General features: G+C 36.5%; 25 protein-coding genes. 10 read left to right on the top strand and 15 right to left on the bottom strand.

Annotated features, from left to right (window positions below; genetic code table 11):
* Positions 1–618: 618 nt before the first annotated feature.
* A complete protein-coding gene (locus FW781_RS22530) occupies positions 619–780 on the bottom strand; it encodes a bacteriocin-like protein (RefSeq protein ID WP_172625763.1) in 162 nt (53 codons plus the stop codon).
* Positions 781–1,006: 226 nt separating this feature from the next.
* Here FW781_RS22530 and FW781_RS19015 point away from each other — a divergent pair, with 226 nt between their 5' ends.
* A complete protein-coding gene (locus FW781_RS19015; RefSeq protein ID WP_149388869.1) occupies positions 1,007–1,279 on the top strand; it encodes a bacteriocin-like protein in 273 nt (90 codons plus the stop codon).
* A gap of 143 nt (positions 1,280–1,422) precedes the next feature.
* Here the strand turns inward: FW781_RS19015 and FW781_RS19020 are convergent, their stop codons facing one another.
* Positions 1,423–2,373, bottom strand: a complete 951-nt coding sequence (locus FW781_RS19020) for an isopenicillin N synthase family dioxygenase (RefSeq protein WP_149388870.1) — start codon at positions 2,371–2,373, stop codon at positions 1,423–1,425.
* An 84-nt stretch (positions 2,374–2,457) separates the two neighbouring features.
* On the opposite strand from FW781_RS19020, the gene menD reads away from it, so the two are divergent.
* Positions 2,458–4,128 (top strand): 2-succinyl-5-enolpyruvyl-6-hydroxy-3-cyclohexene-1-carboxylic-acid synthase, encoded by a 1,671-nt coding sequence (menD, locus tag FW781_RS19025; protein WP_149388871.1) that lies wholly within the window; start codon positions 2,458–2,460, stop codon positions 4,126–4,128.
* A 2-nt stretch (positions 4,129–4,130) separates the two neighbouring features.
* Here menD and FW781_RS19030 read toward each other — a convergent pair whose 3' ends face one another.
* Together FW781_RS19030 and FW781_RS19035 are read right to left on the bottom strand one after the other, a co-directional pair.
* Positions 4,131–4,757, bottom strand: a complete 627-nt coding sequence (locus FW781_RS19030; protein WP_149388872.1) for an aminotransferase class IV — start codon at positions 4,755–4,757, stop codon at positions 4,131–4,133.
* Entirely contained in the window at positions 4,741–5,718 is a 978-nt protein-coding gene (locus FW781_RS19035) for an aminodeoxychorismate synthase component I (protein ID WP_149388873.1), read from the bottom strand. Before FW781_RS19035 ends, FW781_RS19030 begins: the two co-directional genes overlap by 17 nt.
* A gap of 44 nt (positions 5,719–5,762) precedes the next feature.
* On the opposite strand from FW781_RS19035, the gene FW781_RS19040 reads away from it, so the two are divergent.
* The 4 genes from FW781_RS19040 to FW781_RS19055 all read left to right on the top strand — a co-directional run bounded on the left by FW781_RS19040 (position 5,763) and on the right by FW781_RS19055 (position 8,630).
* Positions 5,763–6,488 carry a hypothetical protein gene (locus FW781_RS19040; protein ID WP_149388874.1) on the top strand — a complete coding sequence of 242 codons (726 nt, stop codon included), beginning with the start codon at positions 5,763–5,765 and terminating at the stop codon, positions 6,486–6,488.
* A gap of 73 nt (positions 6,489–6,561) precedes the next feature.
* Positions 6,562–7,290, top strand: a complete 729-nt coding sequence (locus FW781_RS19045) for a beta-carotene 15,15'-monooxygenase (protein WP_149388875.1) — start codon at positions 6,562–6,564, stop codon at positions 7,288–7,290.
* Positions 7,291–7,301: 11 nt separating this feature from the next.
* Entirely contained in the window at positions 7,302–8,381 is a 1,080-nt protein-coding gene (locus FW781_RS19050) for an AI-2E family transporter (RefSeq protein WP_149388876.1), read from the top strand.
* Positions 8,382–8,402: 21 nt separating this feature from the next.
* Entirely contained in the window at positions 8,403–8,630 is a 228-nt protein-coding gene (locus FW781_RS19055; protein ID WP_149389071.1) for a DUF3820 family protein, read from the top strand.
* Between the two features lie 77 nt (positions 8,631–8,707).
* Here the strand turns inward: FW781_RS19055 and uvrB are convergent, their stop codons facing one another.
* From uvrB to FW781_RS19070, 3 genes are all read right to left on the bottom strand, one after another.
* The gene (gene uvrB, locus FW781_RS19060; protein ID WP_149388877.1) at positions 8,708–10,699 is read right to left on the bottom strand and encodes an excinuclease ABC subunit UvrB; all 1,992 of its coding nucleotides are present in this window, start codon (positions 10,697–10,699) and stop codon (positions 8,708–8,710) included.
* 147 nt (positions 10,700–10,846) lie between these two features.
* Positions 10,847–12,631: a M56 family metallopeptidase gene (locus tag FW781_RS19065; RefSeq protein WP_149388878.1), complete on the bottom strand. Its 1,785-nt coding sequence runs from the start codon at positions 12,629–12,631 to the stop codon at positions 10,847–10,849.
* Between the two features lie 2 nt (positions 12,632–12,633).
* Complete coding sequence (locus tag FW781_RS19070; RefSeq protein WP_149388879.1) at positions 12,634–13,005, bottom strand: BlaI/MecI/CopY family transcriptional regulator; 372 nt, start codon at positions 13,003–13,005, stop codon at positions 12,634–12,636.
* 105 nt (positions 13,006–13,110) lie between these two features.
* Here FW781_RS19070 and FW781_RS19075 point away from each other — a divergent pair, with 105 nt between their 5' ends.
* A complete protein-coding gene (locus FW781_RS19075; RefSeq protein WP_149388880.1) occupies positions 13,111–14,328 on the top strand; it encodes a PQQ-dependent sugar dehydrogenase in 1,218 nt (405 codons plus the stop codon).
* A gap of 47 nt (positions 14,329–14,375) precedes the next feature.
* Here the strand turns inward: FW781_RS19075 and FW781_RS19080 are convergent, their stop codons facing one another.
* The 8 genes from FW781_RS19080 to FW781_RS19115 all read right to left on the bottom strand — a co-directional run bounded on the left by FW781_RS19080 (position 14,376) and on the right by FW781_RS19115 (position 24,362).
* Positions 14,376–16,802: a TonB-dependent receptor plug domain-containing protein gene (locus FW781_RS19080; protein WP_149388881.1), complete on the bottom strand. Its 2,427-nt coding sequence runs from the start codon at positions 16,800–16,802 to the stop codon at positions 14,376–14,378.
* Between the two features lie 162 nt (positions 16,803–16,964).
* Entirely contained in the window at positions 16,965–18,122 is a 1,158-nt protein-coding gene (locus FW781_RS19085) for a pyridoxal phosphate-dependent aminotransferase (protein ID WP_149388882.1), read from the bottom strand.
* A 2-nt stretch (positions 18,123–18,124) separates the two neighbouring features.
* Positions 18,125–19,201, bottom strand: coding sequence for an FAD-dependent monooxygenase (locus FW781_RS19090; protein WP_149388883.1), 1,077 nt, complete (start codon positions 19,199–19,201; stop codon positions 18,125–18,127).
* A gap of 266 nt (positions 19,202–19,467) precedes the next feature.
* Positions 19,468–20,844 carry a tryptophanase gene (locus FW781_RS19095; protein ID WP_149388884.1) on the bottom strand — a complete coding sequence of 459 codons (1,377 nt, stop codon included), beginning with the start codon at positions 20,842–20,844 and terminating at the stop codon, positions 19,468–19,470.
* Positions 20,845–20,938: 94 nt separating this feature from the next.
* On the bottom strand, positions 20,939–21,556 hold the full coding sequence (locus FW781_RS19100; protein WP_047377240.1) for a DUF502 domain-containing protein: 618 nt from the start codon (positions 21,554–21,556) through the stop codon (positions 20,939–20,941).
* Positions 21,557–21,585: 29 nt separating this feature from the next.
* Positions 21,586–22,164, bottom strand: a complete 579-nt coding sequence (gene miaE, locus FW781_RS19105; RefSeq protein ID WP_149388885.1) for a tRNA-(ms[2]io[6]A)-hydroxylase — start codon at positions 22,162–22,164, stop codon at positions 21,586–21,588.
* Positions 22,165–22,238: 74 nt separating this feature from the next.
* Positions 22,239–23,327, bottom strand: a complete 1,089-nt coding sequence (locus FW781_RS19110; RefSeq protein WP_149388886.1) for an acyltransferase family protein — start codon at positions 23,325–23,327, stop codon at positions 22,239–22,241.
* 147 nt (positions 23,328–23,474) lie between these two features.
* A complete protein-coding gene (locus FW781_RS19115) occupies positions 23,475–24,362 on the bottom strand; it encodes a neutral zinc metallopeptidase (RefSeq protein ID WP_149388887.1) in 888 nt (295 codons plus the stop codon).
* A gap of 184 nt (positions 24,363–24,546) precedes the next feature.
* On the opposite strand from FW781_RS19115, the gene rplU reads away from it, so the two are divergent.
* From rplU to FW781_RS22535, 3 genes are all read left to right on the top strand, one after another.
* A complete protein-coding gene (gene rplU, locus FW781_RS19120; RefSeq protein WP_149388888.1) occupies positions 24,547–25,122 on the top strand; it encodes a 50S ribosomal protein L21 in 576 nt (191 codons plus the stop codon).
* A 12-nt stretch (positions 25,123–25,134) separates the two neighbouring features.
* A complete protein-coding gene (gene rpmA / locus FW781_RS19125; protein ID WP_027372929.1) occupies positions 25,135–25,392 on the top strand; it encodes a 50S ribosomal protein L27 in 258 nt (85 codons plus the stop codon).
* A 175-nt stretch (positions 25,393–25,567) separates the two neighbouring features.
* On the top strand, positions 25,568–25,735 hold the full coding sequence (locus FW781_RS22535) for a bacteriocin-like protein (RefSeq protein ID WP_172625764.1): 168 nt from the start codon (positions 25,568–25,570) through the stop codon (positions 25,733–25,735).
* Positions 25,736–25,796 lie beyond the last annotated feature (61 nt).

The following is a 25,796-nucleotide window of genomic DNA, read 5'->3' on the forward strand; positions in this document are numbered from 1 at the left end:
AGGAGTCTCAACAATACCTTTTAAATTTTATAAAGATGCATCAACTCTAAGTTTGGGCTGAAGCCATATGGAAATATTGCTTTTACATGAGAACGGGCTAAAGCCCGCTCCTATTGAATAAATATTGGTTTAACCGCAGAGGACACGCATTTTCGCAGATGATCATGGAGAGCTTTTGATGAAAAAAGGATAAATCATTTCTATTGAACATAATGAATCTGTATTAAGCAGAATTCAAGAAAACGTAATGCAAACCCCCGGAACTCGCAACACGCAACCCGAACCTTGGATCCCACCACTCATAATTCATAACGTATCATTCATAATCCGTCTTGCCTCCTAGCCCCGATAGTAATGGTTACCCCGCAGCTTGCGTAGGAGAGCTGCAGGGTTGCAGGGTTGGAGAGCTTTAGTGTGAGGAGTATGAATGGATAGCGGGAAAAGGCTCCTGAAATATTATTATTCTTAAGCTCATACACCGCCTATCTTATATAAAATATAGTCTACCTACGATCATAAGATAAAAGCAGCCGGAATCTGTCTTATTATATTCATATAGAAACAAAAAACCGCTTCAGTAAAGAAACGGTTTCCATTTATGGCATTTTGATTTCAATCTTACATATCACTGTTTGTATCCGGGCATTTGAAATCGTTACTGCAGGTGGCACAAACAATTACTCCATTGCAGTAATACATACAGAAATCTGTTTCAGGAAGAGTAGCACCTCCGGAAATGTGTTTTAATTGGCCTTTTTGTAGTTTTTTTAAATTTTTCATATTGTTTTAATTAAAAATTTGTATGTAAAGTAAAAATAGTTAAAATATTTTTAATTAAACAAGACATGGTATGTAAAAAAATAAAGTTTAATAAAAATATTGTCTTTTGACTTTGTTAGAGGCTCGGTTTAATTTAAATATTTGATTATTAATGAAATAAATATTATTTTTAAGCAAGCGTTATCCGAAAAGCTTATAGAGTAGGAAATACTAAAAATCAAAAACTATGAAAAATCTAAAAAAACTTTCAAGAGATGACAAGAGAAGTATTGTTGCTGGGGTAGATTTCCCGGCATATTGTTTTGAAGGCGGAGGACCAGGAGAAGGAGGATGCTCTGCAGGGGAAATCTGTTCAGGTGGAAAATGTGTGCCTTACGGAGGAAATCCGGGAGGAGGAGGAAATCCTGGCGGTGGTGGTGATAGCTATACCTGTATCTGTCCGTGGGGAACTTTCACACAACCGACTCCGTGTCCGGAATTTTATTGTATAACAGGATAAAGTAAAATAGTTAATCTAGCTGCTATTATCATGAATATTAAATGCAGATCAGTAATATTAGAAGTAAGTACTACTCGTTATTCAAAAGATAGTAGGAAGGAATAATAAAAACGGCTGCCTCTTCTGAGACAGCCGTTTTCTTTTTATTTTTTAATCAATCCTAATTCGATCAATCTTTCATGCAGGAATTCTCCGGCAGTTGTATCTTCGTATAGTTTTGGATTGTTTTCGTCTACACAATTTTCAAGTGCATTTAATGACATTGCACTGATAGGATGCATAAAGAAAGGAATTGAATATCTTGAAGTACTCCACAACTCTCTTGGCGGGTTTACCACTCTGTGGATTGTAGATTTCAACTTGTTGTTGGTATGTCTTGAAAGCATATCTCCAACATTGATCATCAATTCATCCGGTTCTGCAATAGCATCAATCCATTCTCCGTTGTGATTCTGAACCTGAAGACCTTTCCCCTGTGCTCCCATTAAAAGAGTAATAAGGTTGATGTCCCCATGAGCCGCTGCTCTTACAGCATCATCCGGTTCTTCAGTGATTGGCGGATAGTGAATTGGTCTTAGAATAGAATTTCCTTCTGCGATCTTGTCATCAAAATAAAATTCATTTAAACCAAGGTGTAATGCTAAAGCTCTCAGAACATACTGTCCTGTTTTTTCAAGCATTTGGAAGGCTTCTTTACCTACTTCATTGAACTTTGGCAGTTCATCAACAATGACGTTGTCCGGATACTCAGTTTTGTATTTTGAATCATCAGACAGATACTGTCCAAAGTGCCAAAATTCTTTTAAGTCTCCTTTTTTGAAACCTTTTGCAGTTTCTTTACCGAATCCTACATAACCTCTCTGGCCGCCAATACCTGGAATTTCATATTTCTTTTTCGTTTCCACTGGCTGTTCAAAAAAGTTTTTTACCTCTCCATACAAATCATCCACTAGGTTGTCATCAAGAAAGTGGCCTTTTAAGGCTACAAAACCAATTTCTTCATAAGCTTTTCCGATTTCATTTACAAATTTCTGTTTGCGTTCCGGGTTGTCCGAAAGGAAATCACGCAGGTCTACACTAGGTATTTTATCCATTTTTAGAAATTTACGAATAGCAAAATTACATTTTTTTTAAATTAAATGATTTTAAAATCATTATTTATAAGTTAAATTTGCTGTATGAAAAAATATTCTTCTAAGAGAAGTATCCAAATACTTGCACATCTTCTTCAACAGTACGGAATTGCTGATATCGTAATTTCTCCGGGGTCAAGAAATGCTCCTTTGGCCATTCATTTTTCAGAGGTAGATAGTTTTAACTGTTATAGTATTGTAGACGAAAGAAGTGCTGCTTTTGTGGCAATGGGAATGGCGAAAAGCGAAAAGAAACCGGTAGCAGTTACCTGTACCAGCGGATCTGCCGTTGTAAACTATTATCCTGCCGTTACTGAAGCTTTTTATCAGAATATTCCACTTTTGGTACTTACTGCTGACCGACCGACTGATTATGTTGATCTGTTTGATGGGCAGACGATAAGACAGAAGGATGTTTTTCATCAGCATTCCTATGGTGACTTTCAGCTTTTGGAAGACAGCAAGGAACATGCGGAAGATATTAATTTTGATATCATTAAAAAAGCCATTGAACTTTGTTTTGAAAAGCAAGGACCGGTGCATATTAATATTCCTTTGGAGGAGCCTTTGTATGAGCTTGTATCAGAACTTCCTACTTTTCCAACGGTAGAGAAAACGATCAAGCATAAAGAATATGAAATTCCATCCAATCTGGTTGCAGAATGGCATACTTCACAGAGGATTATGCTGTTGGTAGGAACAAGAGATTACAGCCCCGAACTGGAAAATCAATTGACACAATTGGTGAAAAACCATTCTGTTATTGTTTTAAGTGAAGCCAATTCTAACCTGCATCATGAGAAGTTTTTCAAACATATAGACCGTTATATCTTTAATTTTACTGAGGAAGACTATAAAACTTATGCTCCCGATCTGTTGATTACAGTGGGACAGAACGTGGTTTCCAAAAAAGTAAAACAGTTCCTGAGAAGTGCCCGTCCAAAGCAGCATTGGCACCTGGATGAAATATGGCAGCCGGATACTTATTTCTCACTGACAGAAAAAATTGAAGTTAAGCCTGAAGTTTTCTTCTCAAAATTGTTGAAATTTATCAATCTGGAACCTAGACCTTATTTTAACCTTTGGGACGTTTTAAGGGATAAAAAAGATGCTAAACACGAGCAGTTTTTAAATACGATTGATTTCTCGGATTTTTATTTCTTCAATAAAGCTTCACAGACGATTCCTGAAAATTACAACATCCATTTCAGTAATTCCTCCGGAATCAGATATGCACAGCTGTTTGATTTTGGAAAGCGAAAAATGTACTGTAACAGAGGAACCAGCGGTATTGATGGGTCTACTTCTACTGCCATGGGATTTGCAATTAAAAATGAAAATCCTACGTTACTGATTACAGGAGATTTAAGTTTCTTTTACGATATCAATGGACTGTGGAATCAATATATACCACCGTTTGTAAGAATTATGATCTTCAATAACGGGGAAGGAAATATCTTTAAAATTATTCCGGGGCCTGGAAATGCAAACCCCAATACATTAGACGAGTTTATTGCTACAAAACACCGTAAGAATGCAGAATCTCTTGCCAAGCACTTTGGATTCTCCTATGTAAAAGTAGAGGATGAAATTACGCTTGACAGAGTTCTTGAGAATTTCTTCAAACCTGACGCAAAACCAAAAATCCTGGAAGTAAATACTCACGGGAAAAATAGTGCAGATGTGCTGAAGTCGTACTTTGAATTTATGAAATAATCTTAAAGATCAAGATATTCTTCATTCCCCGGCAGATTGATAATTCTGTCGATAGGATAGATGAACATATCATCAAAATCATTCAATGCATTAATGATCTGGAAATGGGTGAATTGCTTTATATTCTGTAAAGTGATCTCCGTTTCTTTGATCTTCTTATGCTTTAAAAGATGTTGCCTTTGTACTCCGTTCAACAGATAAGTAGCGGGAGTAAACCAGTCTTTTCCTTTTAAAAATAAAAGGTTTGAAAAAGAGGTATCTGTTATGTGATTATTTTTAACGATGATAATTTCTTCTGTTTTGGATTTCATCTTCATTTTATCCAATTCTTTACGGTCTTCAAACTTGAATGAATAATCAAAACTGTTATTTTCTACCAGCTTGAAATCCTGAATCTCAGGAATGGCATAAGGAATCATCTGTGTTCTGACTCTTTTGTCGAGATCATAAGAAATCCTTAGTTTGAAAAGACCATCTTCATCATGCTGCAGATTTTTATAGATCTTGGCCAGATCAATAGAGTCTTCTTTCCCGAAATGAGAAAATGTTTGATTGACACGTTTCTGGTGTAGATCCAATAGAAAAATCTCCTGATCTTCTACTTTAATGCTTTCAATGAATTGGGACATAGATTTTATTTTTCATTTCCTGATATTCGTCTTCTAATTTACTCATGTGGGTTATACCGCCTCCGCTTTTGAAATAAAGTTGGTTTCCTTCTTTTTCTATAAAACGGATCATTACACAGCTGTCAACATTCTGACCGTCAAACCAGCCGCAAACGCCCGTGTAATATCCTCTTTCATACCCTTCCGCATCCAGGATTATTTCCAGCGTTTTAGGCTTGGGAGCTCCTAAAATAGAGCCTGCAGGAAGAAGTTTTTGCATGATACTTCCTACTTTTCCATCAAATTCAGGTTTTATCATTCCTGAAATTTCAGAACTCATTGCATACAGATCCTTTTGCTGGGTTTTGATGAAATCAATATGCTGGAACTGGTCCACCTTTACATCATCCGCCACCATGCTCAGATCATTCCGCAGAAGGTCTACTACGGTATAATGTTCTGCTTTTTCTTTTTTATCACTCTTCAGTATTTCCGCAGCATTTTCAATAGAGGCATCAATAGTGCCTTTCATGGGATAGGTTAAAATTTTACTGTTAATGATCTTTACAAAAGTTTCAGGAGAAAAAAATACAAAAAAATCTTTATAAAAAACTTTATACTTCGCATTTGAATGATAAAAAATTTCTTTTAAGGTTAAATTTGTCTCTATCTTCGTTTTTCTAGTATAGTTTACTAAATAAGAGTTTCCCAAACGAATATTTTTCTGAACTTTATCAAAACCGATTTTAAAGCTTTCTAATGTTTCGGGAAACGATTTCCAGACTACTTTTTTATCTAGTGCGTGTGTTTCTTTTGTATTTGAAAACTCCTGAAAATCAATGATTAAACCTGATTTTTCAATTTCATGTTCTTTGTATATTTCGACATTCTCCGAGAGAAAGTCGATTACGAAAAAATAGGGAACCTTCTGAAGAGAAAGCTCGTCCATTTCCATAAATTTTTGATGATTCACTGAAAACATTCTGCAAAAATAATTATTGATGTTTACTTTTGCATAAATTTTTTATGATGCAGAACAAATATCCTCAGAAACCGGGACTAGATTTTATATTGAAGCAGGCTTTTTTTTATTGGAATAAAACACTGGTCTTTCAGTTGATGTTTTCCATCATCTTTTTTGCAATATTGCTTACCGCTGTTATGCTTTTTGGAGCGAAATATGACGTTTTCTCTTACAATAAAGAATTGGAGGAAGCCTTTTTGCAAGGCACTAAGATGTATCTGAAAAAAATGGAAGAAATAACGGCTACCGAAAATTATCAGATGTTTACACTGGCCATCTGGGGAACTACAGCGTTTTTGTATCCATTGAATCTCGGGATGTTCCAGATCTTCAGGAAAATTGATCTTAAAGAAAATATTGTAATCGGGGATCTGTTCGCAGGATACAATGGGCTCAACTTTTTTAAATATGTAGGGTATTTTCTTTTCTGGTTCTTTATTTACCGATTTACGATTCCTACCATAGTACTGGCGGTGATTTGGGTTGCTGTCACGTTATTTGTAGCCCCACTTATGTTTTTTACGAATAAAAGGATATTTGAGGCAATTTCTCTGAACTTTAAAGCCCTTAAAGTGTATTTCGTGGAAATAATGGTTTGTGTAATCGTTGCTTTTCTTTTTAAGTATTTAGGTTTTGCTTTGTTTTTGATAGGAGGACTTTTCACATTTCCTTTTTGGAATGCTATGATATATTCTCTTTATAAAACCGTTTTTTCAGAGAAAAGTTAAAAATTCATTCGTGTTTCATATGATTTTTTACTAAAAAAAACTAAATTTGGTAAAATCATTAAATATTTAAACTATGTCTGAATTTAACGAATTTGATCAGCAAGGCTCTGTACCTAACAGAGATACGGGGTCGATTATTTCTCATGCCTTTGAAATGTATAAAGGTGTTTTCGGTTACGGAATCGTAGCCATGATTATTTATCTGGTGGGAGGGTCTGTAATTCAGATGCTTACCGGATTTGACTCTGCTTCCATCGTAGAAGAGATGAAATCTTCAGGGGGTGACTACAATTATTGGAGTGCTCCGGGTCTTCCTCTGTATATGGGGGCTTCCAGTCTTTTTGGTCTTTTATTATCTCCTTTGTATGTAGGATTGATCTACATGGTGAATAAATATAATACTAAAACTCCTATTGAGTTTTCTGATCTGTTCATCGGATACCGACAGAATTTTGTAAACATATTAATTTACAGTCTTTTATCTGGAATTATTTCTTCAATTGCTCTTGCATTGTGTGTGCTGCCTATTATCTTTGTATATCCTTTCCTTTTACTAGGATATCCGATTCTGTTATTTGAAAATGCTTCAGCTACAGATGCTTTAGGTAAATCTTTTAATATTGCTAAAGAAAACTATGGAATTTTCTTACTAACCGGATTCTTAGGATTCCTGATCTCTATTGCAGGGGTTATTCTTTGTGGAATTGGGGTTATCTTAACCGCTCCGTTTATTATGATAGTAATGTACTCTACATATTGTGCTTTCCTAGGAAAACCAAGACAAATTATGTACAGTAAATAAATATAAAATGCATGATGAATAAGGACAAACAAATAAGCAGTGTTGCGATAAAGCAGATGTCGTTGCTGGCCATTATTGTGGTGTTGGCAGGGTTGATCTGTTTTAATCTGGCATTGTTTATTCCCTCTGTTTTGGGGGCAATCACCATTTATGTAGTCTGTAGAAAGTATAACTTTTACCTGCAGGAAGAAAAAAAATGGAAACCTTCACTTGCCGCGTTTGCATTAATGTTTGCGAGTCTTATTGTTCTTATTCTTCCCATCTATTTTATTGCTGATCTGATTATTGATAAACTTGGAAATGCTCAGGCTTATATGGCCAAGTTCAATATTTTCCTGGATAAAATACATTCTTACATATTTTCCAAAACGGGATTTGATATTCTGAGCAAAGAAAATATGGCTAAACTGAAAGATAATGTAGGAAAAGTTTCTACGTCAGCACTCAGTGGTACATTCAACACCCTTACCGTAGTGATGTCCATGTATTTCATTCTCTATTTTATGCTGGAAAAACCGAGATTATTTGAAAGGATTTTAAGTAATTCAGCACCCTTGAAAAGATCCAACATCTCTTTGATTGGCGATAAAATGAGAAAACTGATTATGGCTAATGCTATCGGAATTCCGGTTGTAGCAGTAGGGCAGGGGATCGTAGCGCTTATAGGATATCTTATTTTTGGGGCGCCGGGAGCCATACTTCTTTTTGCATTAACTGCTGCCGCTTCAGTGATTCCTGTTGTAGGAACTGCTATTATTTATGTTCCGGTGTGTGTCTTTATGATTGCTGAAGGAAATACAGGCCAGGGTGTAGGCTTAGCGATCTACTGCCTTGTAGTGGTGGGCCTTACAGATAATCTTCTTCGTTTTACCCTTTTAAAGAAACTGGAAAACATCCACCCTTTGAATACGGTATTTGGAATTATCATGGGAATGAATCTTTTTGGCTTCATGGGGCTTATTTTCGGACCTATTCTGATCTCACTGACCCTTCTTCTGGTTCAGGTGTACAGGAATGAATTTTCTGATGAAGATACACCTCCAGACCTCGAATTACCCAATAAGAATGATCTTGAAGAAAAATTAATTTAATTATATAAAAAAGTGGAAGGAATCAATCCCGAAATATTAAAAGAAATCTGTGTCTTGAAAATGCCTTTCGGTAAGTACGAAGGAACGGTTCTGGTAGATCTTCCGGTAAGCTACCTCGAATGGTTCAACAGAAACGGAATGCCAAAGGGAAAACTGGGAATGCAGCTTTCTACAGTGTACGAGATCAAATTAAACGGGCTGATGGATCTTTTGACTCCCATCAGGGCAGCAGTAAGAAACGGATTGTAAAAATAAAACATCCAATCTCAGTATATAGCTTCGGCGGCATCAAAGATGCCGCCGAAACTTTTTATATAACAGTTTTATTATGCTTTCAAAGCTGCAATTTCATCTCTCAGTTTGGCCGCTTTTATAAAATCAAGGTTTTTCGCTGCCGCTTCCATTTCTTTCTGCTTCTGCGTAATCATTTTCTCTATATCTTCACTTGCATAGGTTGCTTTTGTTTCAGCAACTTTCTGAAGGATTTCTTTTTGGGTATACTTTTCATCAGGGAAGTCTTTGCTTCTTCCGACAAGATTTTCAGAAATCTTTTTATTTAATGCTTTGGGCTTCATGCCGTGATCGTCATTATACTGCATTTGTTTAGCACGGCGGTATTCAGTTTCATCCAGGGTAGCCTGCATAGATTTAGTGATTTTGTCAGCATACATGATTGCTTTTCCGTTCACATTCCTTGCGGCACGTCCCACGGTTTGAATCATCGATCTTCTGCTTCTCAGCATTCCCTCTTTATCAGCATCCAGAATAGCAACTAATGAAACTTCAGGTAAATCTAATCCCTCTCGTAATAAGTTAACTCCGATAAGCACATCAAAAAGCCCCAGACGAAGATCCTGCATGATCTGAATACGTTCCAGCGTTTCAACATCAGAGTGAATATATCTTGTTCTGATTCCGAATTTGGTAAAGTATTTCGTAAGTTCTTCCGCCATTTTCTTCGTTAAAGTGGTTACTAGCACCCTTTCATCGGCGTCAGATCTTTTATGGATTTCCTCCATTAAATCATCAATCTGGTTGATGGTAGGCCTCACCTCAATAATCGGATCAAGAAGTCCTGTTGGGCGGATGATCTGCTCTATATAAGCTCCTCCGGTTCTCTCAAGTTCATAATCTGCAGGAGTCGCAGATACATAGATGACCTGATTCTGAATGGCTTCAAATTCTTCAAACTTTAAAGGTCTGTTGTCCATGGCGGCCGGAAGTCTGAAACCGTATTCCACCAATGCCTCTTTTCTGCTTCGGTCACCACCATACATGGCATGAACCTGTGGAACCGTTACATGGCTTTCATCAATAACCATTAAAAAGTCTTTAGGAAAATAATCAATCAGGCAGAAAGGTCTTGTTCCCGGAAGACGGCCGTCCAGATATCTTGAATAGTTTTCAATTCCTGAACAGTAGCCTAGTTCTTTAATCATTTCAAGATCCAATTCGGTTCTTTCCTGAAGCCGTTTCGCTTCTAAGGGTTTTCCGATAGAGCTAAAGAAATCAACCTGTTTTACCATATCATCCTGAATATCTTTAATAGCACCGTTTAAGGTTTCTTTTGATGTTACAAAGAGATTGGCAGGATAAATTTGTATTTGATCAAAATTGTCTTCTACATTTCCTGTAACAGGATCAAAGCTTTGAATTTTTTCAATTTCATCCCCAAAAAACTGAATTCTGATGGCATTATCAGTATAAGCAGGGAAAACATCAATTACATCCCCCTTTACACGGAATGTTCCTCGTTGAAACTCGTTTAATGTTCTGGCATATAATGCGTTAACTAAAGAATGGAGAAGTGCTGTTCTTGTCACTTTTTCACCAATAGCAATGGAAATTAATGATTTATGAAATTCTGTTGGGTTTCCGATACCATAAATACACGAAACCGATGCCACAATCAAAACATCCCTTCTTCCTGAAAGAAGGCTGGCTGTTGCAGAAAGACGGAGTTTTTCAACCTCTTCATTGATGCTCAGGTCTTTTTCAATATAAGTTCCTGTTGTGGCAATATAAGCCTCAGGTTGGTAATAATCATAATAACTGACAAAGTATTCCACTGCATTTTCCGGGAAAAACTCTTTAAACTCCATGAAGAGCTGTGCCGCAAGAGTCTTATTGTGTGCCAGTACTAAGGTTGGGCGCTGAACATTTTTTACAACATTCGCAACAGTAAAGGTTTTTCCGGAGCCGGTAACTCCAAGAAGCGTTTGATATTTCTCACCGATCTCTATTCCTTCGGTAAGTTTTTCAATAGCTTGTGGCTGATCTCCGGTAGGTTTATATTCTGATTGAAGCTTAAAATCCATAGAAAAGAATGTATACAACAAAAATACGAAAGAAATTATTAGACAGGATAATGTTTTGAAGATGAATATTTTGATAATAAAATTTTAACAGTCTGAATAAGAATAATTGAAAAAATAAAAAGCGCTAAAAAATTAGCACTTTCAATATTAAGGTCTTGCAAAAGTCATTGTTGCGGGGACTTTTAGTACAGAAGCAATGGGTTTACCGTCTTTCGTAGCAGGTTTCCAAACGGTGTTATTACTTATTTCAGTGACAGTCTTAAGAAGTTCACGGTTTAGTATTTCATTATCTCCCGAAGTGGTTACCTGTGTTGTTTTTCCTGTCTCATCGATATGAATATAGGCAGTTGATGTTATAGTACCATATTTAGGTTCAAAGTTACTGGTATCAATGCCCTTATTTATTTGCATTCTAAAATTTTTATCCCCATCAACGTATTGTGCCGGCAGCTCATTAGTATTCTGTGGAGTATTGATGGCTGTATTTGTGTTTTTACCCTGATTATTTTCGTTTAAGCTATTTATTCTTGGAACGATTGTATCTGAAACGGCTTTTAAATCTTGTCTTTTGAATCCCATTATGACAGAAGATTTTCCTTCTTGTCTCGTCTTTTCAAAATAAGCCGGAGTCATTAAAGTAACTTGATAAGGCTGGGGATTTTTTGCTGTTCTTGCATTCGGATAAATTTTGCTGATATAAACATTTGAAAAATCTGTTTTTTTATAATTTTTCAAAGTGCTGTTTTCAATTTTTTTTGAATCAATCCAGACTGCGTAGTCATTTTTATTTAAAAATGATTTCAGCTCATTCTCTGTTGGAATTCGTTTTTTCAATTCAGGCAGAGCAAAGAATGTGATCTTCTGTTCATTTTTCTGGGTTTCATTCAGTAAAGGATAAAGTTCTTCCAGCCTTTTTTTATCACTTTCGGAGACCCTTTTTGAAAATTCAGCATATTTTCCATTATTCAGCAAATTGGCATACTTAGCCAGTATGTCCTTGAATTCCTGATAAGAATCCTGGCCATTAGTCTGAGCAGAAGTTTCCGCTATTTTTTCAGAAATCTGAATATTGGCCGTATTACCCGCATAAGTTCTTTCAGAAAGTAATGCTGCTGCGGCAATCAATGTTATGATTCCGGCAGTTTTCCTTAACAGACTGAATTTCGATTTTTTTGTTTTCATCATAATAAATCTTTTTTTGGTGTTATTAAAATTAAATGAATGAGTCAAAGGAGGATTTTGGCGGCTAATAATTTCTTCAAGAATAAAGTTTTGGTATTCTTGAATATTGTAATTCCTTTTCAGTACCGCTTCGTCAGCTAGAAATTCGTGATTCGTGATCACTGCTTTTTTATATAAGAACAGGACAGGATTGAACCAGGTAAAAATCTTTAAAAGTTCCAGTACTATTAAATCTACACTGTGTTTCTGATCAATATGAGCCTTTTCATGCACAAAAATCCTTTGGTCAATTATATTATTTTCCATGTAATCTTTTCCCATATATATTGTATTCCAGAAGCTGAAAGGAGAAAGGCTTTCACTTGTTAATACGATATTGTAACGATCATAAATACGTTTTTCTCCCCGTATTTTTCTGACAGCAAAAAGAGCGAACAGGCTTTTCATGAGAAGTATAAGTGTTATAACAATGTAAATGCCCCATACAATATTCATCCAGTTGAAACTTTCCTGTTCCGACTGAATAAAAACCATTTGCTGAGCCGTTTCTTCAATTATCATTTGAGGTTTGATCTCTGCTTCAGGTCTTTCGATAGGGATACTGATAAATGGGATTATATAAGAAAGCAGTATAGCACCTAGTAAATACCATCTGTTGAATTTGTACATTCTTTCTTTTTCCAGGAAGAGATAATAAACGGCAATGAAAATTGAAGAGCATAGAATTATTTTAAGAATGATGGCTGCCATATCTATTCTTTTATCTGTTCATCTATAATATCTCGGAGTTCTTTCAGCTGCTTTTGGCTTAGTTTGGCATTGGATGTAAAAAAGGAGGCGAACTGCGTTACTGAGCTGTTGAAAAAACGATCGATCATGGAAGACATTTCTTCCTTGAAATATTCCCCTTTTTCTATTTTTGGATAGTATTCACGGGAATTTCCATACAATTTATAGCCTACAAGTTCTTTGTTCTGCATTCTTTTAAGCAAGGTAGCAATCGTCGTTGCAGCAGGCTTAGGATCCGGGTAGGCTTCCAGAATATCCTTCATGAAAATTTTTTTCTTCTCCCAAAGGATTTCCATGAGAATTTTTTCAGAATCTGTTAATTTAACTTCTTTCATTCTACAATATTATAATTTGTTCTACAAATGTAGAATAAAAAATGAAACTAACAAATTTTGTGGCATTATTTTTCCATTCATTGTACAATCACCAATCGTAATATTATGAAAATCAATCAATTTTATATCCCGGCATTGAGCCTTTTTCTTATTTTTTCATCGTGTAAAGAAAATCATGCGAATGCTCAGAAGGCCGGAAACGATGGAAGTGTAGAGACAGAGAAGCCTAATTCTGACTACAAGCCGGCATTCAAAGGACAGACAAGAATTAAGGCCGTAAAGAGCGAAACAGCTTATAATGTAGAGATTCTGAATAAAGATTTGGGAAGACCGTGGGGGATTATCAATTTACCTGATGGAAAGTTTCTGATCACAGATAAGAATGGTCACATGAATGTTGTTTCAGCGGATGGAAAGCAGGTATCAAAAATAGAAGGTTTTCCCAAAGTGGATGCAAAAGGGCAGGGAGGAATGCTTGATGTAGCTCTTGATCCTGATTTTACGACTAACAATATTATTTATTTCAGTTTTTCGGAACCGTTTGGAAAAGGAAATTTAACCTCTGTAGCGAAAGGTAAGCTGTCTGCAGATCTTAAAAATATCTCAGAAGTAAAAGTTATTTTCCGTGCTGAACCTTCTTATGATGGAGATAAGCACTATGGAAGCCGTTTGGCTTTTGATAAAGACGGAAACTTATTTGTAAGTACAGGAGAAAGATCAGATAAGGTAACCCGTGTGTATGCTCAGAAAACGGATAATTATCTTGGGAAAATTCTAAAAATTACAAAAGACGGCAAGCCGGCTCCGGGAAATCCTTTTATCGGAAAACAAGGCTATAAACCTGAAATTTATGCTTATGGTGTGCGTAACCCTCAAGGAATGGCCATTGATCCTAATGGAAATCTTTGGGATGTGGAGATGGGACCGAGAGGTGGAGATGAGATCAATCTGATCCAACCCGGAAAAAATTATGGATGGGGAGATGTAACGTATGGAATTGAATATTCAGGTGATAAGGTAGGACAGGGAATCACCCAAAGAGAAGGAACTGAACAACCCGTTTACTACTGGGATCCTGTAATTTCACCAAGCGGAATTACTTTTTATACAGGAAATATCGAAGAATGGAAAGGAAATCTGATGATCGGATGTTTAAGCGGCGAGCATATTGACAGAATTGTAATGAAAGATAATAAAGTAGTGGGTGAAGAACGTCTTCTTGCAGATCAGAAAGAACGTTTCCGGGATGTATTAAACGGAATGGATGGAAATCTTTATGCGGTAACCGACAGCGGCAAATTGTATAAGATTTCAAAAAAATAAAATAAAATAAAAAACTCCTGAAAATTTTCAGGAGTTTCTATTTTCAGTTAAAACTTAAAGTTAAGTCTGGCAAAAACCTGTCTTCCGGAAAATCCCATCTGAACAGGGTCAAAAATACCTCCGCCTTCTGTATTTCCATCGCTAACCTGAGTGGTTTGCAGCGTAGGATATCTGTTGAATAAATTTTTACTACCCAAGGTCAGATTCAGGTTTTTGCAAAACTCATAACCAAAAGAAATGTCGGTGGTTACTTTGGGATTATAAACCTGTTCTGTACCATCATAACCAATCAGTGTTGCTTTGTCAAACCTTACCAATTGCACATTCGCATTAAATTTGCTGATCTTATAATTGAGATTTAAATTGACTTTTGTTTTTGGAGCAGAAGCGAGGATAAAAGCCTTTTCTCTCTCACTCAGGTAAATATCTTCTTTCCCAGCCAGCTGTTCTGAAGTATTCACTTTGGTGATCTCCATATCGTTATAGTTTCCGGCTAAGGTAGCAGTCAGTTTTCCGGAACCAAGGTTTTCACTATAGCTTAAGATAAGGTCAACCCCTTTTGTGCGGGTATCGATCGCATTGGAAAAGAACTGTACCTGGTCAATAAATGGGTTCTCTGCCTGAACTTCTGCCGGCAGGTCTGCCTGTGCAAAATATCCGGTAAGAACAATCCTGTTTTTTACCTGAATATAATATCCATCCACTGTCGCCGTAAATTTTCCTGTGTTGAAAGTAAATCCTGCACTTCCGTTCACAGAGGTTTCCTGTTTCAATTGAGGAATTCCAAGGCTGCCTGCAATTTTACTATCGTTAGAGGCCAGCTGAATAGTAACCAATTGACCGCCCTGGAAGTTGGTAAACTGCTGGCTGTAGTATTTCTGAGCCAGAGAAGGTGCTCTGAACCCGGTGGAAACGGAGCCACGGAAGGCAAACTGCGGAGTGATTGCATATCTTGTAGCAAATTTTCCATTTAAAGTACTTCCGAAATCATTATAATTTTCAAACCTTCCGGCAATACTTATCATCCAGTTTTTGGTAACATCCAATTCTGTATCTACATAAGCAGCAAAGTTATTTCTGCTTTTACCAATATCTGTAGAGTATCCCGGGAAACCCTGGGAACCGCCTGGTCTTACATTACCGCTTAAAGGGTTGGTGACAAGAAGGTTTTGGGGAGTGCTGGCAGTTACAGGATTTCCATTGACATCATACATGGCATAAGATGCTTCTTCTCCTTTGATGATATCAAATTTTTCATACCTGAATTCCGACCCGAAAGCGATATTCAGCCCTTCCAGCACTTTGAACTGTTTCACAGCATTAAAACCAGTCGTATTCTGTAATAATGAATGTCCTCCGGCATTAAAGCTTGTAGGAGATTTGACTCCTAAAGTGGCATTAATCGTATTATCAATCTGATAGGTGAATCTGTTGCTCCCAAAAGCATTGTAAACATCTATATCCCAGTCTGCAACTTTGAATTTTAAGCCGTTGTCAAACGTGAAATCTGTAATGCTGGTGTTTTCAATCGGATTGAATCCTGTAGGGTAAATTTCGGGAATATTTCCGTCTGCATCTGCTGATCGGGTCCATGCATAGGCTTTGGTATTTCTATGGGAAAAGCCCTGTCGGGAATAGAATTTCAGCCCATCAGATAAAGGGAGCTCTATGTTTCCGAAAAAGTAAATATTCTGAGCTTTAGCATCTCCAAAACGCTGTCTTGGTGCGGTGTATATATCAGGATTTGCATTTCGTATCGCATAATCTTTGTTGATAAATTCTACCGTAAAGTTTCCAAAACCTCCTTTTGAACCTATTTTAGTTCCTAAATTTCCACTGAAATCAAAGGTGGTTCCATCTACTTTGCGATCAGAAACCACATCATTGTTTCCGGGACTTTTAAAAAGATTCATTCCTGTGAATAGATTTCCCTCAAAACCTTTGTCACGGTCATTCAGAATAACATTGATTACCCCTGCAATAGCATCAGACCCATATTGTGCTGAAGCTCCGTCACGAAGGACTTCTACTCTTTTTATAGCACCAATCGGAATGGTATTCATATCATATCCGGTATTTCCTCTTCCTTTAGTTCCAAAAAGGTTGATCAGTGAAGACTGGTGATATCTTTTTCCATTTAGCAAAAGCAGGGTTTGATCAGGCCCCAACCCCCTTAAAGTGGCAGGATCTACTGCATCAGCACCGTCAGACCCTGATTGTTTGTTGGAATTGAAAGAAGGTGCGGCAAACTGTAAAAGCTGGTTGATCTCTACCTGCCCTGTTGACTGGCTTACCTGTTTGATATCAATGATGTCAATAGGAACAGGCGTATTCACTACTGTTCTTTTTTTATTCCTGCTTCCGGTGATTGCGACTTCATCTATCTTAGATTCTTTCACGGTATCCTTTATTTGCTGGGCATAGGATAGAGTGGAAACTCCAAGAAAAATAACGCTGATGTATTTTATTTTCATATAGATAATTTTGGGTGGTGATTTAATCAAAATTATCAATATTTATTTTTAAATCCATATTAAAATTAAATATTTAGTATGGATATCTTAATTTGCAATTGATTTGTGTTAATCTAAGAAAAATAATAACTTAATATTCAAATTTAATGAAAAAAATTAACGTTAAAAGCTGGTAATGATTCTGTTAATTCCTTCTTCCAAAATTTCCTGTGAGGTAGAAAAGCAAATTCTGATATGTCCTTCCGCTCCTTTGCCGAACCATCTTTCTGATCCCGGAACAATGGCAACTTTTCCCTGTTTTAAGACATGCTGGGCAAATTGATCACTGGACATTCCGTTTTCAATCTTTGGAAATAGTACAAAAGTAGCCTCGGGTAGATTAGGGTTTAAAATTTCTGAGCGGCTTAATAATGTAAACGCAAGATTCCTGTTGCGCTGTAAATGAGCTAAAAATTCCTTATACCAGGGTTTTGCTTTCTCCAAAGCTACACTTCCGGCAATCTGTGACAGCGTAGAAACTCCTTCTATGGTTGAATTGAAATTGGATTTCTCTGTAAAATCTTCGAGAATCTCCTGATCATTACACAATACCGCCCCGATTCTCAGTCCTGCAATTCCAAATGATTTTGAAAACCCATACACAGTAAAACTTTTTCTCTTTGCTTTTTCAGAAACGGAAGAATAGGTATGAAAATCTTTGTTATCATAAATAATATCACTCCAGATTTCATCGCTCATTACCCAAAGGTCATGAGCTGAAGCGATCTCTGCTATTTTTATTAATACTTCTTTAGAATATATTTTTCCCAAGGGATTGTGCGGGTTGCAGATGCTGATAAGTCTGGTTTTAGGACCAATTAAAGAAATCAGTTTTTCAAAATCAATATCTCCGGTTACTGTATTTACGGGACAAAGCATCACTTTTCCACCTGCTGTTTCTACTGATTTTTTGAAAAGAAAATCCACAGGATCCAGAATAATAGCTTCATCTCCTGGCTTCAGAACATAAGAAGCAATCAGGAACATTCCCTGAGCAGCGCTATTGACTGCCAGAATGTTTTCAGGAAAAAAGCTTCCATGTTTCTCTTTATTAAAATGATCTGCAACACTTTTTTTGAATTCCGGAAGACCAGAAAACGGTCCGTAGCTTAGATAGCCGTCTTTCAGGTATTCAATAATGCCCTGTTCTATTTCAGGAGCTGTTCTGAAGTCCGGATCTGCGGCAGTAAGGGGAATAATTCCTTCTTCTAAGGTTGCCCATCTTCCGTTGTAGGCTTTTCTTTTCAGGGCTTCAAAGTTGATATCGTTATTGCTGAACATAGTTATTTATAAGATATGGGTAAAATATTTTCTGATTGTTGACTGAGTGGCAGCAGGAACTGATTGAGCAATATTCTTCCGTTATTGATATGAACCTCAATTTCAGATTTTCTGTCTGCTTCATACTTACTGAAGGCTTCTGTTATATTTTGTTCTTCAACTAAACGTTTCGTTAGTGTGAAAGAGTCTTTCAATGCAGAAGTTACTCCCTGGCTCGTAAACGGAATCAATGGATGGGCTGCATCTCCGATGAATACAGTGTTACCCTTGTAAAACGGATTCAGTTTTTCCAGTTCATAAACACGCCATAAATGTACAGTTTTATAGTCTGATTTTTGTAGAATTGATGGAATTAAAGGATGCCAGCTTTCAAATACTTCAAGCATATATTTCTTCAGATTCTCTGCCGAGCATTCATTGATCGTGTATTTCTCATTATCAAACTGTGAATACCAAAGAATGGTATCAGCGGAAAATTTAAGGATTCCGAACGTCAGGCCACCTTCTTCATGATGGAATTTTATAAAGTCATTTTCAATAGAATCCGCGATTTCCTTGTTCTGAATGATATTGACGACTTCGCTTTCCCTTACCACCTTCATGGTTTCATCTTTAAAAAGACTGCTTCTGATACGGCTCCTGGAACCATCAGATATAACAGCTATTTCTGCATCAATAACAGTTCCGTCAGAAAGCTGTAATTTTCCGTTCTGCTGTTCATCGGGGATTATGGTTTGTCCGTAGGTTATCTTTTCAGGAGGGATGTTTTTAGTAAGCAGATCAATTAATGAATGTCTTGAAATGGCAAAAACATGGTTCAGTTCCTTTTCTGCCAGTATTTTTCCTGTATGGGAGTGCTGTACGTATTTTTTTAGAAAATTGCCACGCTGGAGAAGAAGATCAGGATCAAGAATCTGGTAAAGGTATTCCATCCCTTCCTGTGGAATGAGAAAGCCATGACCTGCCAGATCTTTCTTTTTTCTTCTTTCGTAAATGTGATAATCAATGTTGTGTTTTTCTAAATAATTCGCCATGCTTAAACCGGAAATACCGGCACCCACGACAGCAATTTTCTTCATTTTTTCGGAATAACGGATTTTTCAGGTTGGTTCTCAAGTATTTTTTACATCTGTTTCATCAGATGGATACAAAATTAAAATTAAAAACATTCACTATTTCAAAAAATGGATTAATTTGATTGTGTTTTGTTAAAAATAGAATGAAAAAGATAATGTGTTATTTATGATAAAGAGATATGCTTGTCTTATATTTATTTTTGAAATGCATATCTGGTTGATTTTGAATTTAATGCATAAAAAAACCGGAAAAAATTCCGGTTTTATGATTAAGCTTTTTCAAGCTGAACAGTAAAGTGTCTTAAGATTTCCGGTTCCCAGGTGATCTTATACCCTTTTGCTATTTCGTCACGTCTTTCATAAACATTCTTGATAGCAGCAGCAATATAGTCCATATGGTTATTGGTATAGGTTCTTCTAGGAATTGCCAGACGTACCAATTCTAACTTCGGATAACGGTTTTCTCTTGTTGCAGGATCTCTGTCTGCCAAAAGTGTTCCTATTTCTACAGTTCTGATCCCTGCCTCTTTATAAATTTCAAGACCTAATGTCTGAGCCGGATATTCTTCACGGGAAACATTGGGAAGGAAATTTAGAGAATCAATGAATACAGCATGCCCTCCGATTGGTTTTTGAACCGGGATTCCGTATTCGATCAGCTTATTCCCCAGATATTCTACCTGAGAAATTCTGCTTTCAAGATAAGCAAACTCAGTAGCTTCATCTAGACCTACAGCCAATGCAGCCATGTCTCTTCCGGCCATTCCACCATAGGTAATAAAACCTTCATAAATAATCGTAAAGTTGGATGCTTTTCTGAAAACTTCTTCATTATTCAAAGCAATAAATCCTCCGATATTTACTAAGCCGTCTTTTTTAGAACTCATGGTCATCCCGTCTCCGTAAGAAAAAATTTCCTTACAGATTTCTTTGATGCTTCTGTTTTCCTGTCCTGCTTCTCTTTTTTTGATGAAATAAGCATTCTCAGCAAATCTCGCCGAATCAAAGAATACAGGGATTCCATATTGGTCAGAAAGTTCTTTTACAGCCTTCATATTTTCTAATGATACAGGCTGCCCTCCTGAAGAGTTGCACGTAATTGTAATTAAACAGAAAGGGATGTTTTCTTTAGGATGGCTTTTATAAACTTCTTCCAGCTTTTCAAGGTTGATATTTCCTTTGAAAGGATGAAGGTCATTAATGTCAAAAGCTTCATCAATTGTACAGTCGATGGCATGTGCCTTTCTGATCTCGATATGTCCTTTTGTAGTGTCAAAATGAGAGTTCCCCGGAACCACATCGCCTTCTTTTACCAATACTGAAAAAAGAACGTTTTCAGCGGCTCTTCCCTGGTGTGTTGGTAATAAATATTTGAATCCTGTAATTTTTTCAACAGTTTTCTGTAATTGTTCAAAAGAACGGGAGCCTGCATAGCTTTCATCTCCGGTCATCAAAGCAGACCATTGTCTATCAGACATTGCTCCGGTTCCTGAATCGGTAAGCAGGTCAATATAGACATGTGAAGATCTTAAATTGAAAAGGTTATAATTAGCTTCTTTAAGCCATTGCTCTCTTTCTTCTCTTGTGGACTGATAGATTTCCTCCACCATTTTAATACGGAAAGGTTCCGCGTACGGTAAATTCATGAGTTAAATTATGTTTTAAATTGTTTGTAAAGAAAATGTGCTTGAAAATAATTTTTCAAAATTCATCAATGTATAAATAAGACGGAAAAGGTGATTATTCCGGTGCCTTAAATATATTTTCATCAGAATGGAATCCGGCTACACCACCGCTCACTGCAAACTTCATTGCAGAAGCCGCTGTCATTCCCACTACAGGTTTGATGTTTTTTTCTTCAGTAACAATTACCCAGCCCGAGATGGCGTACGAGTGGGGAAGATATACCGCAACGTAATTATGCTTGTCAACGTCCGACATTTCTTTTTGAGTTAAAAAACCGATTCTCCAGATTTCCGGATTCTCATTGGTTTTTACCCATACAGGATCGTTGAATTTTTTCTTATCACCTACAAATGAAGACATCACGTCTTTCGTAGGGGTATAAATGTGTTTTACTCCCGGAGTTTTCTCCAGTAAGCTGTCCATCGTATCGAAAAAGAATCTTCCGACCACGAATTTATTTCCTAAGTACCCTAAAATAGCCGTAAACAGAATAATGGATACGAATACAAGCCCTGGAATCTGCTTGGCCAGCGAAGGTACAAGATTGTCTATCGCGCTTACAATATACCAGATCACAAAAATGGTAAGTCCGATAGGACCAATGATAACCAGTCCCTGAAAAAAGTTTTTCAGGAATAGATTGGCAATATTTTCAAAGCTTGGCTTCTTCAATGTGTATTCTTTACTGTTTTATTTCTGTTTTAACCGTGAATAGTTTCTTTGTTTCCGTAAGATTTAATGATGCTGGCTTCATATTCCAGCCATTCTTCCCAACGTTTGTTTACTTTCTCCGGATCTCCAAGCTTTCTTGCAAATCCAATGAATGTAGTATAATGATTCGCTTCAGAAATCATCAGCTCTTTGTAAAAAACTTTAAGTTCTTCATCTTTGATGTTTTCGGTAAGAACCTTGAATCTTTCACAGCTTCTGGCTTCAATCATAGCAGCAAAAAGCATTTTGTCTACGATGAGGTTTTCTCTTGTTCCCTGAACGATAAATTTCGCCAGTTCATTCACGTAATCATCTTTTCTTGCTCTCCCAAAGCTATATCCTCTTTTCTTAATGATCTCATGAACCTGATTGAAATGATCCAGTTCTTCCTGTGCAATGGCAAGGAGTTCTGTCACAATCTCAGGATATTCCGGAAGCATTGTAATCAGGCCTATGGCATTGGTAGCTGCTTTTTGCTCGCACCAGGCATGATCCGTCAAAATTTCTCCGATGTTTCCTTCTGCAATATTTGCCCACCTTGGATCGGTAGGTAGTTTCAACTTAAACATGTTGTAAAATTTTTGTAAATTTAAACAAATTGAGATAAGAAATGTGAGTTTATTTCAATTTGATCGTTAAAGTCTTAAGAGGCTGTCTTTCTTCTTAGGAATTCCAAAATATTCCAACCCCACATATCCACTTTTTTCAATCCGGCAGAGATCATGAAGGCTAAAATGATATTAATCCCATAAATAATGATCATTAAAATCCACCACGGCATATTTTCTTTTAATGGGACAACCAGGAAATACACCAGTGAAGAACTGATACCCTGTGCAAAATAAAAGAAAATGGCATTCTTTCCGATGTAGGTTATAAAATTTTCTTTTGTAATTTTCAATCGGTTATAAAGGACAAACAGTGTTACGAGAGAGAATAATGTCCATATGATATAAGGGATTTTTGGAGGAAATTTGTTTTTATTGATTTTATAGAAAATTTCTCCTCCATAGTACCAGAACATCCATGCAAGAGCGACTCCTACAAGCGCATATAGTAAAGGAATTGCTTTGGCGGGAATCTTTTTTCCACGCATCCTGTGGCCAATTAAAAATACGGCAAGATAAAAAGCGACGTACCCCACCTGTCCCGCCGGATAATATTCCGGAAAAATATTGAATAATAAAGTTAAGCCGATACAAAGCCCGATGAACCAGTTGATGTGTTTCGGGAAGAACCTTAAGATAAGGACACCAAAAACAGTGAGAACATAATATACTTTAAGATACCAGAAGCTGCCCATTACTACAGGGAAAGTGTCAGCATTGGTATATTGATGAAGATACCAGTTGCCCAGATTTTCCCATTGAGGAGTTGCTGAAATACTGGTGGCAGAATATTTGGATCCAAATGTGGAATAAAAGCTTTGAAGCCATTCCATCGAAAAGAAACTCAGTCCGAAAACTTTAAAGAAGTAGTCTAAAAAGAACAGGAAAGTCACAAAGATCATATAGGTAATCTGCAGTTTCAATAGCCGGTATAATGTTTTTTCAATATTGGCTCCGGAAGTAATTCCGCTTAGGGCATAAAAAAGAGCTACGTCAAAAACAAGCGAGAATACTCTTACTTCTGCAGGAATATAAAACTGTCCGGACCAGAAAGCGGTATGGATAAATATGATAGAAAGTGTAGCCAGTCCTTTGGCGAAATCAATATAGAGATCTCTGTTCATTATAGATTACTTGGAAGTTCTTTTATTTTTTCAAAAATACAAACAAATTGATTTTATAGAACGTAAAAAGCTTTTAAAAACAAAAAAAGGGGCGGAACATAATGCCCACCTCCTTTCTTAAATATGCTAAAAATGAATGTTCTCGTTTTATTGAAGATGTTTAAATTCTTCTGCAGAAATTTCTCCGGACTGAATTTTTCTCAGCTCATCTATATATTGACTCATGTATGCATCAATTTCTGGATTTACCGTATTCTTAGCCATCTTGTAAGTTCCGTTTAATACTCCCTGATAATAATAGAAGAAGTTATAATCGAAATTTGATGCATTAAGATCATACTGTCCTAAAAGGAATCCTAAACGAACTGCTGATCTTCTTTGAGCAGGAGTTCCGTGATGGTTGACGTTAGTCGTTTGATAGTCACCTATACTTTGTGCAAATTCATAAGCTGCTGCAATTTCCGAGAAGTTGGTTTTATTATAACCGTTTGGTCTTCTCAAATAGTATCCTGCAAAGCCATCTGCTTCCAATTCGTTTGGTCTGTATGTTGACTCTGATACGGAAGGAAGATTGAAGATGTACTGCAGCTGGTGCCCATACTCGTGAGCAAGGATCATTGCATTCACAATATCACCGCCTTTTGCTTTTGCATCATAATAAATAGCATAACCATAATAAATTCTTCCGTTTCCATAGGATATAGCATTGTACGTAGAATTAAAATTTGTAGGGTCATTTACAAATCGCAACGTAGGATTGCTTCTTCCCCACATACTGGCAATTTTAGTCATTTGTGCATTCATAAAATTGGTGTCTGTGGAGTTTTGAAGTCCTGTTACTAAAACTGAATTATTACTCCAGTTATTATCTACATAAGAGCAGATTTTTTCAAGATCTCCGGGCTGATCAATTTTAGCACTAAGTGCTTCTTGCTGAGGCTGGACATTGTTGTCCATTGGGTCATCACTACATGCTGTCAGTGAAGTGACAGCAATGGCACCTGCTAGTAAGCAGAGATTAAAGTTTCTTTTCATATATAAATTCAATTTGGTAAAACGAAGGTATGAAATTATCTCTTAAGTGTGAGTACTTTATTTAAAAAAATTATTCAAAACATAGTGAATAGGATTTATATTAAAAAAATATAACTTTGATTGTAAGCTAATTAGAAAATTATATGTATATTTGCACCTCGAAATAACTAAAAATTTATAAACAATGTTTGCAATTGTAGAAATAGCAGGGCTTCAATACAAAGTTGAGCAAGACCAGAAGTTGTTTGTAAACCGTTTAAAAGGAGATAAAGGAGGAAAAGTTTCTTTCGATAAAGTTCTTCTTACTGTAAACGGTGCAATCACTGTAGGCGCCCCAGCTGTAAACGGAATCACTGTGGAAGCAGAGATCCTTGACCACGTAAAAGCTGATAAAGTAATCGTTTTCAAAAAGAAAAGAAGAAAAGGTTACAAAGTGAAAAACGGTCACAGACAATCTTTAACTCAAATCGTAATCACTGGTATTACTGGTTTTGAAGGTGGAGCTAAAAAAGCTGCTAAAAAAGAAACTGTGAAAGGTGAAGTTCTTTCTGACAACGCAACTGTTAACTTTGGTGAAGATCACGAATTGAACTATCACTTGAAGAAAAACAACTTGTCTCAGTCTAAAGAGAACAGAGAAACTTTAATTACTTTAGGTAAAGCAGTTAAAGTGGAATTAGAAAAGAATATTCTTACTCATGAAGAAGTAGATGCTGCTATCATTAAGAATATCGATCAATTTAAAGCACTTAATAAATAATCCAGTAATAAAATGGCACACAAGAAAGGAGTCGGTAGTTCCAAGAACGGTAGAGAGTCTCACTCTAAAAGATTAGGTGTGAAGATTTTCGGAGGACAAGCAGCTATTGCCGGAAATATTATTGTTAGACAAAGAGGTACTCAGCACCACCCAGGTGATAACGTGGGAATCGGTAAAGATCACACTTTGTTTGCATTAGTAGATGGTAAAGTAGTTTTCAGAAAGAAAGCAAACAACAGATCTTTTGTATCTGTAGAACCAAACGCATAATTTTAAGCGTTTTATAAAAATTAAAGCCTCAGCATTTGCTGAGGCTTTTTTGTACATTCTTTATAGTATTCATTTCTTTGTGAAATATTTTTATATTTGTTAACTGTCCAGTTTTGAAACAGTTGCGAATGCCGAAAAGCATAAAGAGTAGGCAACATATTAAAACAAAATATCTATGAAAAATGTAAAAAAATTAAACAGAGAGAGTTTAAAAAAATTAACCGGTGGAGTAGCGGCAGTCTGTCCTTCTATGTTTCAATCATGTGATGAATGGTGCAGATGGTCGCCATGGCAAAAATCTCACTGTATGCTTTCTCAGCCATGTACCGAATGTTTTGAATAATATTAAATAAAATTTCCTTTGAGATCTTTTGGAGTTGAATCTTTAAATGAGGTTCAGCTTT

This window comes from Chryseobacterium panacisoli (assembly GCF_008274625.1).
Classification (GTDB): Bacteria; Bacteroidota; Bacteroidia; order Flavobacteriales; family Weeksellaceae; genus Chryseobacterium; species Chryseobacterium panacisoli.

Excerpts from the sequence above, each read along its gene's own strand:
- FW781_RS22530 (WP_172625763.1), bottom strand. The coding sequence starts at position 780 with ATGAAAAATTTAAAAAAACTACAAAAAGGCCAATTAAAACACATTTCC.
- FW781_RS19015 (WP_149388869.1), top strand. The coding sequence starts at position 1,007 with ATGAAAAATCTAAAAAAACTTTCAAGAGATGACAAGAGAAGTATTGTT.
- FW781_RS19020 (WP_149388870.1), bottom strand. The coding sequence starts at position 2,373 with ATGGATAAAATACCTAGTGTAGACCTGCGTGATTTCCTTTCGGACAAC.
- menD (WP_149388871.1), top strand. The coding sequence starts at position 2,458 with ATGAAAAAATATTCTTCTAAGAGAAGTATCCAAATACTTGCACATCTT.
- FW781_RS19030 (WP_149388872.1), bottom strand. The coding sequence starts at position 4,757 with ATGTCCCAATTCATTGAAAGCATTAAAGTAGAAGATCAGGAGATTTTT.
- FW781_RS19035 (WP_149388873.1), bottom strand. The coding sequence starts at position 5,718 with ATGTTTTCAGTGAATCATCAAAAATTTATGGAAATGGACGAGCTTTCT.
- FW781_RS19040 (WP_149388874.1), top strand. The coding sequence starts at position 5,763 with ATGATGCAGAACAAATATCCTCAGAAACCGGGACTAGATTTTATATTG.
- FW781_RS19045 (WP_149388875.1), top strand. The coding sequence starts at position 6,562 with ATGTCTGAATTTAACGAATTTGATCAGCAAGGCTCTGTACCTAACAGA.
- FW781_RS19050 (WP_149388876.1), top strand. The coding sequence starts at position 7,302 with ATGATGAATAAGGACAAACAAATAAGCAGTGTTGCGATAAAGCAGATG.
- uvrB (WP_149388877.1), bottom strand. The coding sequence starts at position 10,699 with ATGGATTTTAAGCTTCAATCAGAATATAAACCTACCGGAGATCAGCCA.
- FW781_RS19065 (WP_149388878.1), bottom strand. The coding sequence starts at position 12,631 with ATGGCAGCCATCATTCTTAAAATAATTCTATGCTCTTCAATTTTCATT.
- FW781_RS19070 (WP_149388879.1), bottom strand. The coding sequence starts at position 13,005 with ATGAAAGAAGTTAAATTAACAGATTCTGAAAAAATTCTCATGGAAATC.
- FW781_RS19075 (WP_149388880.1), top strand. The coding sequence starts at position 13,111 with ATGAAAATCAATCAATTTTATATCCCGGCATTGAGCCTTTTTCTTATT.
- FW781_RS19080 (WP_149388881.1), bottom strand. The coding sequence starts at position 16,802 with ATGAAAATAAAATACATCAGCGTTATTTTTCTTGGAGTTTCCACTCTA.
- FW781_RS19085 (WP_149388882.1), bottom strand. The coding sequence starts at position 18,122 with ATGTTCAGCAATAACGATATCAACTTTGAAGCCCTGAAAAGAAAAGCC.
- FW781_RS19090 (WP_149388883.1), bottom strand. The coding sequence starts at position 19,201 with ATGAAGAAAATTGCTGTCGTGGGTGCCGGTATTTCCGGTTTAAGCATG.
- FW781_RS19095 (WP_149388884.1), bottom strand. The coding sequence starts at position 20,844 with ATGAATTTACCGTACGCGGAACCTTTCCGTATTAAAATGGTGGAGGAA.
- miaE (WP_149388885.1), bottom strand. The coding sequence starts at position 22,164 with ATGTTTAAGTTGAAACTACCTACCGATCCAAGGTGGGCAAATATTGCA.
- FW781_RS19110 (WP_149388886.1), bottom strand. The coding sequence starts at position 23,327 with ATGAACAGAGATCTCTATATTGATTTCGCCAAAGGACTGGCTACACTT.
- FW781_RS19115 (WP_149388887.1), bottom strand. The coding sequence starts at position 24,362 with ATGAAAAGAAACTTTAATCTCTGCTTACTAGCAGGTGCCATTGCTGTC.
- rplU (WP_149388888.1), top strand. The coding sequence starts at position 24,547 with ATGTTTGCAATTGTAGAAATAGCAGGGCTTCAATACAAAGTTGAGCAA.
- rpmA (WP_027372929.1), top strand. The coding sequence starts at position 25,135 with ATGGCACACAAGAAAGGAGTCGGTAGTTCCAAGAACGGTAGAGAGTCT.
- FW781_RS22535 (WP_172625764.1), top strand. The coding sequence starts at position 25,568 with ATGAAAAATGTAAAAAAATTAAACAGAGAGAGTTTAAAAAAATTAACC.